Raw genomic sequence first — 15,878 nt, 5'->3', positions numbered from 1 at the left:
GGCAAAAGCGGGGCCGGTGTAGAATGGCGCCCTGTCACGCGGCAAAACCGCCTCAAGATCAACAGCTTGCGCCAGCGGCGCACAACCATCCGATATCGCATGAGTTTCCAGATTACCGTCCAGCCGAGCGGCCACCAGTTCACCTGCGAGGCCGATGAAACCGTCCTCGCCGCAGCGATCCGCGCCGGCATCGGCCTGCCGTATGGCTGCAAGAACGGCGCCTGCGGCTCGTGCAAGGGCAAGGTGCTCGACGGCGCGGTCGGCCACAAGCCGCACCAGCAGCGCTCCCTGACCGATCTCGAAAAGACCCAGGGCATGTCCCTGTTCTGCTGCGCCGTGCCCGAGGGCGACCTCGTGATCGAGGCGCGCGAGGTCGGCGGCAGCTCCGACTACCCGGTGCGCAAGATGCCGACCCGGATCGCGGGCATCCGCCGGGCCGCGCCGGACGTGACCATCCTGAACCTGCAGCTGCCGGCCAACGAGGCGCTGGCCTACCGCGCCGGCCAGTATCTCGAATTCCTGCTCAAGGACGGCAAGCGCCGCGCCTACAGCATCGCCAACGCGCCGTCCTTCGACGGCCCGCTCGAACTGCACATCCGGCACATGCCGGGCGGCCTGTTCACCGACCACGTGTTCGGCGCCATGAAGGAGCGCGACATCCTGCGCTTCGAGGCGCCGCTGGGCACCTTCTTCCTGCGCGAAGAGTCGGACAAGCCGATCGTGCTGCTGGCCTCGGGCACCGGCTTCGCGCCGGTCAAGGCCCTGGTCGAGCACCTGATGCACCTGAAGTCGGCCCGTCCCGTGCGCCTGTACTGGGGCGGCCGCCGTCCGCAGGACCTGTACATGGACGAACTGTGCCGCGCATGGGAAACCACCCTGCCCGACTTCGGCTACGTGCCGGTGGTGTCCGAGGCGCTGCCCGAGGATGCCTGGCAGGGCCGCACCGGCTTCGTGCACGCGGCCGTGATGCAGGACATCCCCGACCTGTCGGGCTACCAGGTGTATGCCTGCGGCGCCCCGGTCATGGTCGACTCGGCCCGCCGCGACTACGTGGAACGGTGCGGCCTGCCGGCGGACGAGTTCTTCGCCGACGCGTTCACTTCGGAAGCCGACCTGGCGCAACCGTGAGGCTGGGCGCCACCGCGGCATGAACATGGCCGCCAGCAGGTAGTCGTTGTTTCGGGCACAATGTCGAGTTCACCTCCGCATCGTCCCGAAAGCTCCCATGTCCCTGGTGTCGCCATCCGGCCTGGCCATCCTGCGCAACCGCAACCTGTCCTTCTACCTCTCCGCCCGCTTCCTCGGCACGCTCGCCATCCAGATGCAGAGCGTCGCGATCGGCTGGCAGGTCTACCAGATCACCGGCAGCCTGTTCGACCTCGGCCTGATCGGCCTGGCCCAGTTCGCGCCCTTCCTGGTACTGATCCTGTGGGCGGGCCACGTGGCCGACCGCTACAACCGCCGCATCATCGTCCTGCTGTGCATGGCGACCCAGCTCCTGTGCAGCGCCATGCTGATCGCCTTCACCGCCAGCGGCAGCAAGGTGGTCTGGCCCGTGTTCGCGATCCTGGTGCTGTTCGGCAGCGCGCGCGCCTTCATGATGCCGGCCTCGCAGGCGGTGCTCAAGAACCTGGTGTCGGACCGCGAATTCAGCCAGGCCGTCGCCCTGGGCTCCTCGAGCTTCCACGTGGCCGTGATCGCCGGCCCGATCGTGGGCGGCCTGCTGTACGCCTTCGGGCCGCAGACCGTGCACATGATGTCGGCCAGCCTGCTGGCGGTGGCGGTGCTGCTCATGTCCGGCACCCGCAGCATCTCGCAGACCATCAACAAGGCCCCGGTCAGCTGGCACAGCCTGCTCGAGGGCCTGCGCTTCGTGTGGTCGCGGCCCATCGTGCTGGGCGCGATCTCGCTCGACCTGTTCGCGGTGCTGTTCGGCGGCGTCACCGCCATGCTCCCGGCCTATGCGCACGACGTGCTGCACGCCGGCCCCACCGGCCTGGGCCTGCTGCGCACCGCGCCGGGCCTCGGCGCGGCCCTGTGCTCGATCACGCTGGCCTTCTTCCCGATCACGCGCCGGGTCGGGGCCTGGATGTTCGGCGGCGTGGCCGTGTATGGCCTGTGCACCCTGGCGCTGGGCTGGACCAGCAGCTTCCCGCTGGCGCTGGGCGCCCTGTTCCTGCTCGGCGCGGGCGACATGGTGAGCGTCTACATCCGCCACCTGCTGGTACAGTACGAGACCCCGGACGAGATCCGCGGCCGCGTCAGCGCCGTCAATTCGGTCTTCATCGGCGCCTCCAACGAGCTGGGCGAATTCGAGTCGGGCGTGACCGCCGGCTGGCTGGGACTGGTGCGCTCGATCCTGCTGGGCGGCGCCGCGACCCTGGCCGTCACCGGGCTGTGGGCGGTGCTGTTCCCGGTGCTGTCGAAGATGGACCGCTTCCCCCACCACGAGAAGGAACAGGCCAAGGCCGCCTAGTGGGTCACTTGGCAACGGGAGTGGCCAATAAAAGCGATGGATTTTTGCGCCAGGCCAGGCGCAAACCGCAGCGATAGCTGGCTATCGCGAGGATTTGCAACAACGCCTGGCGCAAGAAGAAGCGCTTTTATGCCCCGATCTGTTGCCAAGTGACCCACTAGGTCCCGGGGGGCAGCTCGATGCCGGCCAGCTTCCAGTGCCACACGCCGTAGCGCCTGAGGATGAAGCTGCCGCCGTCGCCGCCCTTGCGGGTGAGCGCGACCCGGTCCCAGCCGCGGTAGGACAGCGCGTAGTCGACCTTTTCCGCATCCCGGCCCGGCCGATCCGCCGGCGCCGGGCGCTCCGGTTCCTGGCCGGGCCTGGGCAGGCTGGTCTTCCCGCGTTCCATCATGACCATCACGCCGCCCGGCGTCACCACCATGTCGACCAGGGGATCGATCAGGACGCCCGCCATGGCCTGTCCGAAGGCGGCGAGCGGATTCCCGTCCGCGCCCTCGCCGCCCAGTTCCGCGCGCATCGCGCCCTTCAACTGCTCCTTCATGCTGGCGCGCAGCAGCGGATAGTCGACCCGCTCGGAAAATGCCTGGGCGTCGCGCTCCTCGACGGCGGAGCGCAGGCGGTGCAGCGCCCAGTAAGGACTCGCGGCGACGGACATCGCGAGCAGGCCCGCGGCGACGGCGCCGGCAACGAATGCAGCTTGTCGTTTCATGTCTGGTTTCAAATGATCAGGGACCACCATGATAGCCAATGAGCCCGCCATGAGCTTGCCTCTTGTGCAAGATGCCAGGGAGGACGCGGAGAAACCGCCAGTCGGTGTAAGATGGGGTCGACATGACAACAGGAGCGTACATATGCAAATCAATGTCAATACCGACCGTACCATCGATAAACACCAAGGCCTGGACGAGCACGTTGCATCCATCATCCGTTCTTCCATCGAGCGTTTCGGCGAACAGATCACCCGCGTCGATGTACACCTCAGCAATGAGAACAAGCAAAAGAAAGCAGACGGCGGCAACGACTGCATGATGGAAGCGCGCGTCAGCGGCTACGCGCCGGTGGTCGTCCACGACCATGCCATCGACCTGCACCAGGCGATCCAGAATGCGGGCAACAAGCTCGCGCGTGCGCTCGACAGCGCGCTCGGCCGCCTGCAGGACAAGAACAAGCACACTCCGCCGGTGCTCGACGACCCGACGGCCGACAAGCACCTGACGGATTCCTGACCCGCTTCAGCGATCCTCGCAGGAACGTCCGCAGGGCGCGCCTGCGAGGGCGCAGCCCACTAGCCTCCCGTCCCCTCCAGCATGGCGCGCAGCACGCGCAGGTAGCGCAGGCCGGCCAGCGCGCGGCTGCCATACCACGACATCATTTCTCCATCGACCAGGAATACCGGGATGCCGATCTGCTTCTCGAGCGCGTCCGCATGCGCTTCCGTGAAGCGGTAGGGCTCGGTCGACAGCAGCACCGCGTCGAGCCCGTCCACCAGCCGCTCCGACCACTCGAAGCGCGGATAGCGCTCCTCTCCCAGGCTGGGTACGCGCCAGCCCAGCTCCGCCAGCATGGCGGCGATATAGGTGTCCTGCGAAATGCTCATCCACGGGTCTTGCCAGATGCAGTACAGCACCGTGCGGCCCGGTCCCGGCGGCAGCGCGCGCAGCGTCGCGTATTCCTCCTCGAAGGCCGCGCACCAGGCTTCGGCGGCGGCCCCGGCGCCGAAGATGCCGCCCATCAGGCGCGCCAGGCCGAGGTTGTCGCGCGGCGCCAGCGGGTGGGTCACCACGATGTGGGGCACGAATTCGGCCAGCAGGTCGACGGTCGGCTTTTCATTCTCGTCGATGTTGACCACCACATGGGTCGGCGCCAGCTTGCGGATCTTGTCGATATTGACATCCTTGGTGCCGCCCACCTTCGGGATCGCGGCGAGCGTCTCGCGCGGGTGGATGCAGAAACCGGTGCGGCCGACCAGCTGCGCGGCCAGTCCGAGATCGCACAGCAGTTCGGTAATGGACGGCACCAGGGAAACGATGCGCGCACCCGGCGCCGGCGCATGCACCCGGCCGATGGCGTCCGTCAAGGAGGAGATGGAAGTTGTCATGGCCGTTATTGGAACACTGTTGTTTATGAAACGCCAGCCTCCGCTCAGCTATTGCAATGCGTTATTATTCGTTGCTGTCACGATGCCCCCCGCTTGAGGATCCCCTTGGAACAGATCGGCACCTTCGGTGCTTCCCGCTACACCGTCCGCGACCTGCAGCTGTTTCGCGACGAATACGACGCCTCGGTCGCCGCGACCCTGGCGGCATGCGCGGTCGTGCGGGTCGGCCGGGGACGCCGGATCGAGGATGGCGTGCGGGCGCGGCTGTACATCGTGCTGGCCGGCCAGCTCGAAGTGGCGTCCGACACCCATGCGGGCGACGATGGCGGCACCATCCGCATCCTGCCGGGCGAGAGCGTCGGCGAGCAGGCGGTGCTGGACGACGCGGTCAACCTGGCCGCCATCACCGCGCTGGAAGACAGCGACCTGCTGGTGATCGAGCCGGATCTGGTGTCGGACCTGATCGACCGCTCGAACGTCCTCGCGCGCAACCTGCTGCGCCTGCTGTCCTTCCGCATCCGCGCCGCCAACGCCCTGCTGCGCCGGCGCCAGAAACTGGGCGAGTTCTACCGCCAGCTGTCGCTGAACGACGGCCTGACCGGGCTGTACAACCGCGCCTGGCTGAACGAGATGCTGCCCAAGCTGGTGGCGCGCTCGCGCCAGGAAGACAGCCCGCTGTCGCTGGTCATGATCGACCTCGACCACTTCAAGCGCTTCAACGACACCCACGGCCACCTGGCCGGCGACGCCGCGCTGGAGGCCGCCGCGAACGTGATCCGCGGCGCGCTGCGCCCGTCCGACTTTGCGGTGCGCTACGGTGGCGAAGAAATGATGGCGGTGCTGCCGGACACCAGCGCCCAGCTGGCCGGCGTGGTGGCGGAGCGCCTGTGCCGGCGCCTGCGCGCCACGATCGTGTTTCCCGACATGCGCCTGCCCCTGCCCCACATGACCGGTTCCTTCGGCGTGGCCAGCCTGGCGCCCGGCGCCGACGAGGGCGCGCTGGTGGCTGCCGCCGACGCGGCGCTGTACCGGGCAAAAGAAGCGGGACGCGACCGCGTTTGTCTCTAACACGGCCGGCAGGTTCTGTGCCACCATGGCGCCGGACCGCTTCAACACAGAAAAACAGATGAGCACGCATACCTTTCTCTGGCACGACTATGAAACCTTCGGCGCGACGCCGCGCCGCGACCGCCCGGCCCAGTTCGCCGCCATCCGCACCGACGCCGAGCTGAACGAAATCGGCGAACCGATCATGCTGTACTGCCAGCCGGCCAACGACTTCCTGCCGGATCCGCAGTCCTGCCTGATCACCGGCATCACTCCGCAGCAATGCCTGGAGCTGGGCGTGCCCGAGCACGAATTCGCGCGCCGGATCGAGGCCGCGTTCAGCGAGCCGGGCACGGTGGGCGTGGGCTACAACACGATCCGCTTCGACGACGAGTTCACGCGTTTCCTGTTCTGGCGCAACCTGATCGATCCGTATGCGCGCGAATGGCAGAACCAGTGCGGGCGCTGGGACCTGCTGGACGTGGTGCGCATGGTGCATGCGCTGCGCCCGGACGGCATCGAATGGCCGCGCCGCGAGGACGGCAAGCCCAGCTTCCGGCTGGAGCACCTGACCGCCGCCAACGGCCTGGCGCACGAGTCCGCGCACGATGCGCTGTCCGACGTGCGCGCGACGATCGCCCTGGCGCGCCTGATCCGCGACAGGCAGCCGCGCCTGTTCGACTTCTGCCTCGAGCTGCGCCGCAAGGACCGGGTGGCGGCCGAGATGGGCCTGCACCTGGACCCGGCCCAGCGCCAGCCCTTCCTGCACGTGTCCGGCATGTTCCCGGTCGAACATGGCTGCCTGGGCCTGGTGTGGCCGCTGGCCCAGCACCCGACCAACAAGAACGAGATCCTGGTCTGGGATTGCCGCCACGATCCGTCCGAGCTGTTCCGCATGGATGCCGAGACGATCCGGATGCGCATGTTCACGCGCAACGCCGACCTGCCGGAGGGCGTGACGCGGCTGCCGGTCAAGAGCGTGCACCTGAACAAGTCGCCCATGCTGGTGGGGAACCTGAAGACCTTGCGGCCGGACCTGGCCACGCGCTGGGAGATCGACCTGGAGCGCGGCCGCGCGCATGCGGCGCTGGCGGCGGGCGGGCGCGACATGAAGGCGGTGTGGGCGCAGGTGTTCCAGAAGCCGGCGGCGGCCGAGGAAGTGGACGTGGACGAAGACCTGTACGGCGGCTTCGTCAGCAACGGCGACCGCCGCAAGCTGGAGGCGCTGCGCGCCGAACCGCCGGCGGCGCTGGCCGGGCGGCGTCCGGGCTTCGAGGACGAGCGCCTGTCCGAACTGCTGTTCCGCTACCGCGCCCGCAATTTCCCGCACACGCTGTCGGAGCAGGAAATGCAGCGCTGGGAAGAGCATCGGGCGGCGCGGCTGTTCGATGGCGCCGCCGGGGCGCGCACGGTGGACCAGCTGTTCATGGAGATCGATGCGCTGTCGGAGACGGCGGATGAGCGCGGGGAAGAGATACTGGGGGCGCTGTACGATTATGCGGAGGGGATCGCGCCCTCGCGGTATTGAGTCCCGGTAGCGTGGACAGCTTTGCTGTCCACGCGGTGATCGTTGGCGGTGCCGATATCGGGCGCGATGATCGCGCCGCCAACCATCAGCGCGTGGGCGGGAATCCGCCCACGCGCTGATCTCAGCGGTAACTTGATGCCTTGATCAGCCGCGCACGGCATTGATCGCATCGCGCGTCTCGGTCGCCACCCTGCGCGCCGCCGCCGCGAAATCCTCGCCGTCGAGCGGCTTCGCATACAGGATCGCGCGCGACGAATTGATCATCATCCCGGTCCCGTCGGCGGTACACCCCGCCTTGACGGTGGCCGCGATATCCCCGCCCTGCGCGCCGATGCCCGGCACCAGCAGCGGCATGTCGCCGATCAGCTTGCGCACCTGCGCCAGTTCTTCCGGGAAGGTCGCGCCCACCACCAGCGCGCACTGGCCGTTGCGGTTCCACTTCTCGGCCACCAGCCTGGCCACGTGCTGGTACAGCGGCTGCCCGTTCACGTCCAGGAACTGCAGGTCGGAACCGCCCGCGTTCGAGGTGCGGCACAGCACGATCACGCCGCGGTCCGCCCATTCCATGTAGGGCTCGACCGAATCGAAACCCATGTACGGGCTGACCGTCACCGCGTCCGCGCCGTAGCGGTCGAAGGCTTCGCGCGCATACTGGTGGGCGGTGGCGCCGATGTCGCCGCGCTTGGCGTCCAGCACCAGCGGGATGTGCGGATAGTTCTCGCGCAGGTAACGGCAGATCTCTTCGAGCTGCGCCTCGGCGCCCAGCGCCGCGAAGTAGGCGATCTGGGGCTTGAAGGCGCAGGCCAGGTCGGCCGTCGCATCGATGATCGCCTTGCAGAACTGGGCGATACCGTCCGGCTGACCCTGCAGGTGCGCCGGCAGGCGGGACACATCCGGATCGAGACCGACGCACAGCAGGGAGTTATTGCGGGTCCATGCCGCGGAAAGCTTATTGATGAAAGTCACGTCGGGCCCCTTGTATCTTTGAAAATGCAAACCCATTATTGTACCCGGCAGCCGCCCCTGTCGGCATGTTCGTCCACCGGATGCGCCAACCGGTGTTGGATTCAGGTATATTTTAACCATTCGACAACTTGTACGGACAATCGACCATGACGCATTCCTTCATTTCCCACCTGGCCCGACTCATTACCGCAGCGGTGTTCGCCGGCACGCTGCTGTCCGGCTGCGGCTACAACGAGTTCCAGACCAAGGACGAGGCGACCAAGGCGTCCTGGGGGGAAGTCGTGAACCAGTACCAGCGCCGTGCCGACCTGATCCCCAACCTGGTCAACACCGTCAAGGGCTATGCCGCGCATGAGCGCGAGACGCTCGAAGCGGTCACCCGTGCGCGCGCCGCCGCCACCAGCTTCCAGATCACGCCCGAAGTCCTCAACGACCCTGCCGCCTTCCAGAAGTTCCAGCAGGTCCAGGGCGAACTGTCCGGCGCCCTGTCGCGCCTGATGGCGGTCTCGGAAAAATACCCCGACCTGAAGGCCGACACCAGTTTCCGCGACCTGCAGTCTCAGCTCGAAGGCACGGAAAACCGCATCACGGTCGCGCGCCAGCGCTACATCGCCTCGGTCCAGGACTACAACATCACGGTGCGCAAGTTCCCGACCAACCTGACCGCAATGGTGTTCGGCTACGAGACCAAGCCTTCGTTCACCGTCGAGAACGAGAAAGCCATCTCGACCGCACCGTCGGTCGACTTCGGCAAATAAGATGCCGAGCCTGCTGCGTACCCTGTGGACCGTGGCGCTCGCGCTGGCGCTGGCCGTGCCGGCGTTTGCGCAGCTCAAGGAAGTGCCGCCGCTGACCGCGCGCGTCATCGACCAGGCCGGCATGCTCGAGGCCACCCAGGTCCAGCGCCTGGAAGCCGTGCTGGCCGACTACGAGGCCAAGACCGGCAGCCAGATCGCGGTGCTGCTGGTCAAGTCCACCGAGCCGGAAGCGATCGAGCAGTACGGCATCCGCGTCACCGACGCCTGGAAGCTCGGCCGCAAGGGCGTGGACGACGGCGTCCTGCTGCTGGTCGCGCGCGACAACCCGAGTGCGCTGCGCCGCCTGCGCATCGAGGCCGGGCGCGGGGTCCAGGGCGTGCTGACCGACGCCCAGTCCAAGCGCATCCTGCAGGACGTGATCGCCCCGCACTTCCGCCAGAACCACTTTTATGAAGGCCTGGTCGCCGGCGTCGGCGCCATCGCCACCCTGCTCAACCAGGAAGCCTTCCCGGCGCCGGCCCAGCAGCCGCAGCGCCAGGCGGCGCCGGCCGACGACGGCGGCTTCCCCTTCTTCGCCATCCTGGTGATGCTCATCGGCATCACCTTGCTGCGCTCGATCTTCCGGCCGCGCCGTCGCGGCGGCCTGTCGAGCGGCGGCTGGGGACGTAGTAGCGGCCTGGGCGGCGCGACGACCGGCTTCATCCTCGGCAACATCATCGGCAACATGAATCGCGGCGGCGGAGGCGGTTTCAGCAGCGGCGGCGGCGGCTTTGGCGGCGGCGGATTCTCCGGCGGCGGCGGGAGTTTCGACGGCGGCGGCGCCTCGGGAGACTGGTAATGAGGCAATCGATGGGACAACGCATCCGGCGCGCATGGCGCCACCTGAACAGCAGCGCGGCCGAAGCGCGCCGCGCCTTTCCCGACGAGACCCTGGGCGCCATCGCCCAGGCGATCGACGCCGGCGAACGCACCCACCGCGGCGAGGTGCGGCTGATCGTCGAGAAAGGCCTGCCCTTCGACGCGGCCTGGGACGGCGTGACCAACCGCCAGCGCGCCCTGGCCCTGTTCGCCGACTACGGCGTGTGGGACACCGAGGACAATTGCGGGGTGCTGATCTACGTGAACCTGGCCGAGCACAAGGTCGACATCGTGGCCGACCGCGGCATCGACCGCAGGATCGACAGCGCGACCTGGCAGGCGGTGTGCCGTACCATGACCGACGGCTTCCGCCAGGGCCGCTTCCACGAGTCGACCCTGGCCGCCATCGAACAGGTCAACGCCCTGCTGCGCCAGCATTTCCCGGCCGAGGGCGAGCGTCCGAACGAGCTGCCCGACCATCCCGTGATGCTGTGAACCGGCTTGCGCAGCGCTCCTACAGGACCTCGTTCCAGGACGGATTCGCTGCGTAGTAGCCCTTGTACTGGCAAACCATGCCGTCGTATTCGGACACCGTCCTGCCGGCGTCCTTGAGCACGTAATGGAGCTGCCTGCACGGCGTGTCGCCGATCGGATGCGCGCCGGTGGCGGTGATCGACACGTGGTACTTGTTGCCCTTCCATCCCACGCTTTCTCCTTCCTTCAGGGCGGCCAGCAGCTTGGGGAATTCCTTCGAATAGTCGCCGCTTCTGACCAATGAACGGCCGCCCCAGGCGTCGAAGGCATAGCCGCCTTCGCAGTCGTTGCAGCGGATCTTGCTCGCCTCGCGGAACGCGGTCTTGGCCGCCCTGGCCTGTTCGAACTTCAGGTCCATGAAGCTGCCCACCGGGCATGCCGTATTTTCCGGCCACAGGCTGGCCGGCTGGAAGGATTCGGGGCGGGGGCCGACCATCAGGTTGGCGCCCTTCATCCGCTTGCAGCCGCCCGGGAGGGCCGGCGCCCTGGCTGCGGCCGGCGCGCCCGGATCGGGCGTGGCGGCGGCGGGCTGGTCCGCCTCGGCCGCCTGCGGGGCGGCCGCTCCGGCCGCCTGTCCGACGGCGCCGGTGAGCGCCTGTTCGAGCTTGCCCGACACGACCTTGCGGGCCGCTTCGGTCGCGCTGGACTTCAGGAAATCGCCAAGCGACTGGGCCTGGCTGCCCGCCGACAGGCAGGCGCCCGCCAGCATCAGCATCTTCAGTGTCTTCATGGTGCGCTCCGTGTGGAATGAGGCAGCTGCGCGGCGGCGCTGCGCGCAACGAGCCTGGAAAGTCGTTCCCAGGCCAGTGCACAGTGTCCTGCCTCGGGATGGCGCTGTCTCCCATCACCAGTGGGGGGACTTGCACCAGCGCCGGCAGCGCGGCGAACGTCAATACACGGTTCAAATCTGGCCGCCTGGATGAGATAATGCCCGCAGGAAATCTTTCTGTTACTTAACACCAGGGACGTGCACAATGAATCATGCAGAACACCACACCATCCCGTCGCCCCTGGAGACGGATTCGGCAAGCGCGGGCGTGAGCTTCGACGAGGTCGCGGCGGCCGCCGCCAGCCTGCGGGACGAGGGCGCCCGCGTCACCATCGAGGCCGTGCGCGAGCTGCTGGGCGCAGGCTCGCCCGGCGCCATCCACCAGCACCTGGCGGCCTGGCGCGCCGGCCAGGCCGCGGCGCCGCAGCTGGACATCCCGGAGTCGCTCATCGCCGCCCTGAACAGCTGGGTCCAGCAGGTCGCGCAGGAAACCAGCGCCCCCGTGCGCGAGGCGCTGGCCGATTCCGAGAGCGACATGGAAGCCCTGCTCGCCTCGGGCGAACGGCTCGAGACGGAGCGGCACCAGGCCGCGAAGGCGGTCGCCGAGCGCTCCGCCGAGATCGAGCGCCTGACGATCGAACTGCGCGACGCCCGCCAGATCGCCACCGAGGCCCTGGTCGGCAAGGCGAAGGACCAGCTGGCCATCGAAGGCAAGGACCGCCAGCTGACCGACCTGCGCGCCCAGCTCGAACGCAACGTGGCGGCGTCGGCGGCGGAATCGGATGCGCGCCTGGCCGCCGAGATGGAGCTGGTCGGCGCCGTCACCGCGCGCAACGAGTTCGCGCACGAGATCGAGAGCCTGCGCACCCAGCTCGAGGCCCTGCGCGGCGCCAGGCCTGCGTGAAGGGCTGAACCGCCCTCAGTCGCGCCAGAGTCAGCGCAGGGAATCGGCCAGGATGGCGCTTTCACCTCCGAAGATAATCCGCCGACGCAGCTTGCCCGGCTGTTGATAGAATGGCAGCCTTCCGCCCCTATGAAAGCCTGCCATGAAACTAGCCCAGAAGATTGCCATCGTTACCGGCGCCAGCCAGGGCATCGGCCTTGCCTGTGCCCAGCGCCTGGTGCGTGAAGGCGCCCGCGTGATGCTCGTCGACCTCAAGCCGGAGGGCGAGCAGGCCGCCGCCGGCCTCGGCGAGGCGGCGCGCTTCTTCCGCGCCGACGTCAGCCGGAAGGCCGAGGTCGACGCGATGGTGCAGGCGACCCTGGACGCCTTCGGACAGATCGATATCCTGGTCAACAATGCCGGCGTCACCCACGCCGCCGACTTCCTCGACCTGGCCGAGGAAGACTTCGACCGCGTCCTGCGCATCAACCTGAAATCGATGTTCCTGTGCAGCCAGGCCGTGGCGCGCACCATGGTCAAGCGCGGCAGCGGCTGCATCATCAACATGTCGAGCGTCAATGCCGAACTGACGATCCCGAACCAGGTGCCCTACGTCGTGTCGAAGGGCGGCGTCAACCAGCTGACCCGCGTCGCCGCGATCGGCCTGGCCCAGTACGGCATCCGCGTGAATGCGATCGGCCCCGGCACCATCCTCACCGAACTGGCCAAGCAGGCCGTGCTCGGCAGCCCGGAAGCGCGCCATACGATCCTGTCGCGCACGCCGCTGGGCCGTTGCGGGGAACCCGAGGAAATCGCCGCCATCGCCGCCTTCCTGGCCAGCGACGACGCCTCCTACATGACCGGCCAGACGCTGTACGCCGACGGCGGACGCATGGCGCTCAACTATACGGTGCCGGTGCGCGACTGATGCGCGACGAGGGACAGGGTGGAGATATTGATGAAACGCATGTCCGGTATCTGAATTGCAAATTGGACATATATTTCGCGACGCAACATAATGCATCTGTCTCCACTATTCTCCTCCAAGAAAATAGTTTTAAGCCCGCACAAAGCGGGCTTTTTTTTGTTTCAGGGTCAGGTCTGTCATTCGGACATGGACGCACAACCCTTGCGAAATCTCAGAACGGTTTCACGAATGCTGAGGATTCTTTGCTCTTTCCGACATGGTGAGCTGAGCATTGGCGAGTTTGGGATAAACAAAGCAGCATTGTGAGATGGAGCAAAGGTGCTCGATCGCTGTCCGAATGACAGACCTGACCCTGAATGCCGCAGGCGCTCGATCCCATGCGACAGGGTTCCCAGGGCGCTTCACGTCCTTGCGCCCTGTCATGGCCAAGTCACAATCCCATCCTATACTTGATTCACCTGCGATACACGCAACCGATATGCGTGATTGCAGCAGGTGTGGTGCGCTTGGGGCGCAGCACACCAACCGATTTCGCGTCTCTTGGCCCTGATCTTGGGTTGTGCCCGCCAGATTCTGGTGGGCATTTTTTTCTGCGTGTTAGCAACACAGCCAGAAAAAGTCGCGGTAGAGCTTGCAGCCAGCGCCAGTTTGGCTATCATGAAGTTCGCACTCCTTTTTCCTGAGCTGGAGCAGGAGTTGTGTACAACGAGACGATTACGGGAGCCTGTCCTATGAGTTTACGTGTACTTCGAACTGTATCGCATCCGCCCAGTCATCAACCCGAGCCCGGCCGGCGGCACAATGAGGCTGGAGACCTTGTTCTCAGCGAACTGAATCCGCATGCCGTTGTCGACGACATCGACGGCGACGTGGAGCCCCTCAACCTGCTGACCTTCGGTAGCGTGCGGGAAGTCTGCCCGAAATGCCAGCAAACCCACCTGAAACTGGTCCTGCGACAGCATAGCGTGCGCATGGCCCACTTGTTCTGCGCCGACTGCGCGAGCTGTTTTGACGCTCACTACGCCGACGGCGAACCAGCTCTCACTATCTGACAGCAACAAGCGTGTAAGCAAAGGATCGGATGGCATGGTATTGTTAGTGTTTTTTTAACTTTCATTACCTGCCATGCCTGCCCTGATCTCGCTGCTGTCCCTTGAACCGAGATACCGTCTTGCCCTGCGTACGGTTGCCCTGGCCTTGTTCGCCGGCATCGTGATCACTGGCTCGATCCCTGGTGCACGTGCCGAAGCCGGTAAATTTGCCTCGGGCGTCGTGCTGCATGGCATGACCTATTCCTTCCTGACCCTGCTGTGGTTCCTCGGGAGCAGCGGCAGTGTTGCCTCACGTGCGCTGAAAGCGGTGCTGGCGATCGCGCTGATGGGCGCCGCCGATGAGCTGGTGCAGAGTTTCCTGCCCTACCGCTCCGGCGATGTGCGCGACTGGCTGGTGGATGTCACCGCGGCCACGACGACGTCGTTCCTGCTGGCCCTGCTGGCGTTCCGGGCCGTCCCGGCAAGGCAGCAATGACGGCAGTACCTGCCTGAAGTTCGGCAGCTTTTTCTTCTCCTTGATCCAGTCCTGTTCAGCCCGGGTCAGCTGGAACACACGCCCTGTTCCCGCCTCTTGACAGTGTGGTGCGCTGCATTCCGCGCACCCACTCTCCGACTATCCATATCGAAAGAGGAGTAGAACATGAAGCAACAACACCAGAACCTGGCCCTGGCGGGCCTGCTGGCGCTGGCCCTCGGGCTGTCCGGCTGCGCCGCCACCAGCGGCGACCAGGCTGCGGACAGCGCGGGCGGCGGCATGTCGCACGGCGCGAGCGGCAGCGCTGGCCAGTCGGCAACGGGGTCCGGGGCCGCGGGCAAGCCCGGCGGCACGGACGCTTCCGGCAGTTCGGGCACGATGGGGACCGGAAGTTCGGGCAGCCCGGAAACCACTACCCCCGTCGAGGATGGCCGCACCTTTGGCGCAGCCGGCAACGCCGTTCCCAACAGCACGGTCCAGTCGATCGAGATCGTCCCCAGCCAGGCTGCCGGCGCGAGCAGCTCGGCCGGTTCGGCCAGTTCGGCGATCGGTAGCAGCGGCGCGGCCGGCGCCACCGGCAGTTCGCCTTCCAGCGAGGTCTACCGCATCACCTTGCGCATGGACGACGGCAGCACCCAGGTCGTCACCCAGGACAGCGCGCCCGGGTTTCGCAGCGGCGACCGCGTCAGCACGGCCGGCGGGGTGATCCGGCGCTAGGGTCTGTCTGACTGACCTCATAGGAGCCACAACATAATTGTTGCGACCATGACTGCGGCTAAGTAGTTATAGCCGCGCTTGTCATAGCGTGTTGCGACAGCACGGAAGTCCTTCAGGCGGTTGATGGCGCGCTCGACGACATTGCGGCCTTTGTAGGCGTCGGCATCAAAACGCGGCGGCGCGCCGCCACGGCGACCTTTGCGGAGCCGGCTTTTCTGCGCATCGAGGCGCTCCGGACAAACACAGCGTATGTGACGGCATTGAATTTGTCGCCGGTAGTGCCGAGCTCCATAGGCCCGATCCACGCGCAAGCTCGATGGGCGTTTGCGCGGACGTCCCCTGCCACAACGTGGCACGCAGATCGCATCGAGCACCGCTTCAATCTGGGCCGCATCGCTGCATTGTCCGGCCGTGATCACGATGGACAAAGGCAAACCGTGCCCATCAACACACAAGTGGATCTTGCTGGTGATGCCGCCGCGTGAGCGGCCCAACCACTCGTCAGCTATGGCCCCCTTTTTTCGGATGGCGGAAGTTTCTTTCGTGCCCCAGCCGCGCTGCGGTGCGCCTTGATATGCGTGGCATCGAGTGCAGCGCCATCCCAATCAATCAGACCGGCTTGCTCGGCTGCTGCTTGCATCACCTTGAGCAGGCGTTGCCAAGTGCCGTCGCGCGACCAGCGAACAAACCGGTCATAGCAGGTTTGCCAAGGCCCGTAGCGGGCAGGTATGTCGCGCCAGGGCGCTCCTGTGCGCAAACGCCAAAGTATTCCGTTGATCACATGCCGAT

At 66.5% G+C, this 15,878-nt stretch carries 17 protein-coding genes and 1 pseudogene; 12 read left to right on the top strand and 6 right to left on the bottom strand.

Annotation, left to right across the window (positions count from 1 at the left end):
• Positions 1-99 precede the first annotated feature (99 nt).
• The gene (locus H162_RS0119350; RefSeq protein WP_020655145.1) at positions 100-1,128 is read left to right on the top strand and encodes a CDP-6-deoxy-delta-3,4-glucoseen reductase; all 1,029 of its coding nucleotides are present in this window, start codon (positions 100-102) and stop codon (positions 1,126-1,128) included.
• A gap of 97 nt (positions 1,129-1,225) precedes the next feature.
• Positions 1,226-2,476: an MFS transporter gene (locus H162_RS0119345; protein ID WP_020655144.1), complete on the top strand. Its 1,251-nt coding sequence runs from the start codon at positions 1,226-1,228 to the stop codon at positions 2,474-2,476.
• A 157-nt stretch (positions 2,477-2,633) separates the two neighbouring features.
• Here the strand turns inward: H162_RS0119345 and H162_RS31330 are convergent, their stop codons facing one another.
• Positions 2,634-3,185, bottom strand: coding sequence for a DUF2939 domain-containing protein (locus H162_RS31330; protein ID WP_020655143.1), 552 nt, complete (start codon positions 3,183-3,185; stop codon positions 2,634-2,636).
• 142 nt (positions 3,186-3,327) lie between these two features.
• On the opposite strand from H162_RS31330, the gene H162_RS0119335 reads away from it, so the two are divergent.
• Positions 3,328-3,702 carry an HPF/RaiA family ribosome-associated protein gene (locus H162_RS0119335; protein WP_020655142.1) on the top strand — a complete coding sequence of 125 codons (375 nt, stop codon included), beginning with the start codon at positions 3,328-3,330 and terminating at the stop codon, positions 3,700-3,702.
• A gap of 59 nt (positions 3,703-3,761) precedes the next feature.
• On the opposite strand, the gene H162_RS0119330 is transcribed toward H162_RS0119335, so the two are convergent.
• The gene (locus tag H162_RS0119330) at positions 3,762-4,574 is read right to left on the bottom strand and encodes a helical backbone metal receptor (protein WP_040787709.1); all 813 of its coding nucleotides are present in this window, start codon (positions 4,572-4,574) and stop codon (positions 3,762-3,764) included.
• A gap of 105 nt (positions 4,575-4,679) precedes the next feature.
• Between H162_RS0119330 and H162_RS0119320 the strand changes: the two genes are divergently transcribed.
• The gene (locus H162_RS0119320) at positions 4,680-5,642 is read left to right on the top strand and encodes a GGDEF domain-containing protein (RefSeq protein ID WP_020655140.1); all 963 of its coding nucleotides are present in this window, start codon (positions 4,680-4,682) and stop codon (positions 5,640-5,642) included.
• A 58-nt stretch (positions 5,643-5,700) separates the two neighbouring features.
• Positions 5,701-7,149: an exodeoxyribonuclease I gene (gene sbcB, locus H162_RS0119315; RefSeq protein ID WP_026354849.1), complete on the top strand. Its 1,449-nt coding sequence runs from the start codon at positions 5,701-5,703 to the stop codon at positions 7,147-7,149.
• A gap of 144 nt (positions 7,150-7,293) precedes the next feature.
• Here the strand turns inward: sbcB and pyrF are convergent, their stop codons facing one another.
• Positions 7,294-8,115, bottom strand: a complete 822-nt coding sequence (pyrF, locus tag H162_RS0119310) for an orotidine-5'-phosphate decarboxylase (RefSeq protein WP_020655138.1) — start codon at positions 8,113-8,115, stop codon at positions 7,294-7,296.
• A gap of 146 nt (positions 8,116-8,261) precedes the next feature.
• Here pyrF and H162_RS0119305 point away from each other — a divergent pair, with 146 nt between their 5' ends.
• The 3 genes from H162_RS0119305 to H162_RS0119295 are packed head-to-tail and all read left to right on the top strand — an operon-like array spanning position 8,262 to position 10,226.
• Positions 8,262-8,873, top strand: a complete 612-nt coding sequence (locus H162_RS0119305; protein ID WP_020655137.1) for a LemA family protein — start codon at positions 8,262-8,264, stop codon at positions 8,871-8,873.
• Position 8,874: 1 nt separating this feature from the next.
• The gene (locus H162_RS0119300; protein ID WP_020655136.1) at positions 8,875-9,711 is read left to right on the top strand and encodes a TPM domain-containing protein; all 837 of its coding nucleotides are present in this window, start codon (positions 8,875-8,877) and stop codon (positions 9,709-9,711) included.
• The gene (locus H162_RS0119295; protein ID WP_156885703.1) at positions 9,711-10,226 is read left to right on the top strand and encodes a TPM domain-containing protein; all 516 of its coding nucleotides are present in this window, start codon (positions 9,711-9,713) and stop codon (positions 10,224-10,226) included. Before H162_RS0119300 ends, H162_RS0119295 begins: the two co-directional genes overlap by 1 nt.
• A gap of 19 nt (positions 10,227-10,245) precedes the next feature.
• Here H162_RS0119295 and H162_RS31325 read toward each other — a convergent pair whose 3' ends face one another.
• On the bottom strand, positions 10,246-10,995 hold the full coding sequence (locus H162_RS31325) for a hypothetical protein (protein ID WP_020655134.1): 750 nt from the start codon (positions 10,993-10,995) through the stop codon (positions 10,246-10,248).
• A gap of 244 nt (positions 10,996-11,239) precedes the next feature.
• Between H162_RS31325 and H162_RS0119285 the strand changes: the two genes are divergently transcribed.
• Both H162_RS0119285 and H162_RS0119280 read left to right on the top strand, forming a co-directional pair.
• Positions 11,240-11,938, top strand: a complete 699-nt coding sequence (locus H162_RS0119285; protein ID WP_020655133.1) for a DNA-binding protein — start codon at positions 11,240-11,242, stop codon at positions 11,936-11,938.
• A gap of 142 nt (positions 11,939-12,080) precedes the next feature.
• Positions 12,081-12,845 (top strand): SDR family NAD(P)-dependent oxidoreductase, encoded by a 765-nt coding sequence (locus tag H162_RS0119280; protein ID WP_020655132.1) that lies wholly within the window; start codon positions 12,081-12,083, stop codon positions 12,843-12,845.
• A gap of 737 nt (positions 12,846-13,582) precedes the next feature.
• Here the strand turns inward: H162_RS0119280 and H162_RS34170 are convergent.
• Entirely contained in the window at positions 13,583-13,933 is a 351-nt protein-coding gene (locus H162_RS34170) for a hypothetical protein (protein ID WP_020655131.1), read from the bottom strand.
• A 37-nt stretch (positions 13,934-13,970) separates the two neighbouring features.
• Here H162_RS34170 and H162_RS0119270 point away from each other — a divergent pair, with 37 nt between their 5' ends.
• Both H162_RS0119270 and H162_RS32775 read left to right on the top strand, forming a co-directional pair.
• On the top strand, positions 13,971-14,372 hold the full coding sequence (locus H162_RS0119270) for a VanZ family protein (protein ID WP_026354847.1): 402 nt from the start codon (positions 13,971-13,973) through the stop codon (positions 14,370-14,372).
• Positions 14,373-14,537: 165 nt separating this feature from the next.
• The gene (locus H162_RS32775; RefSeq protein WP_020655129.1) at positions 14,538-15,089 is read left to right on the top strand and encodes a hypothetical protein; all 552 of its coding nucleotides are present in this window, start codon (positions 14,538-14,540) and stop codon (positions 15,087-15,089) included.
• Positions 15,090-15,106: 17 nt separating this feature from the next.
• On the opposite strand, the pseudogene H162_RS35325 reads toward H162_RS32775, so the two are convergent.
• Positions 15,107-15,878: pseudogene (locus H162_RS35325) on the bottom strand (IS5 family transposase); the annotation flags it as partial.

The sequence above is a fragment of the Massilia niastensis DSM 21313 genome, assembly GCF_000382345.1.
Lineage (GTDB): Bacteria > Pseudomonadota > Gammaproteobacteria > Burkholderiales > Burkholderiaceae_D > Telluria > Telluria niastensis.
Note: the sequence above shows the minus strand (reverse complement) of the source record. Positions and strands in the feature narration are given on the sequence as shown.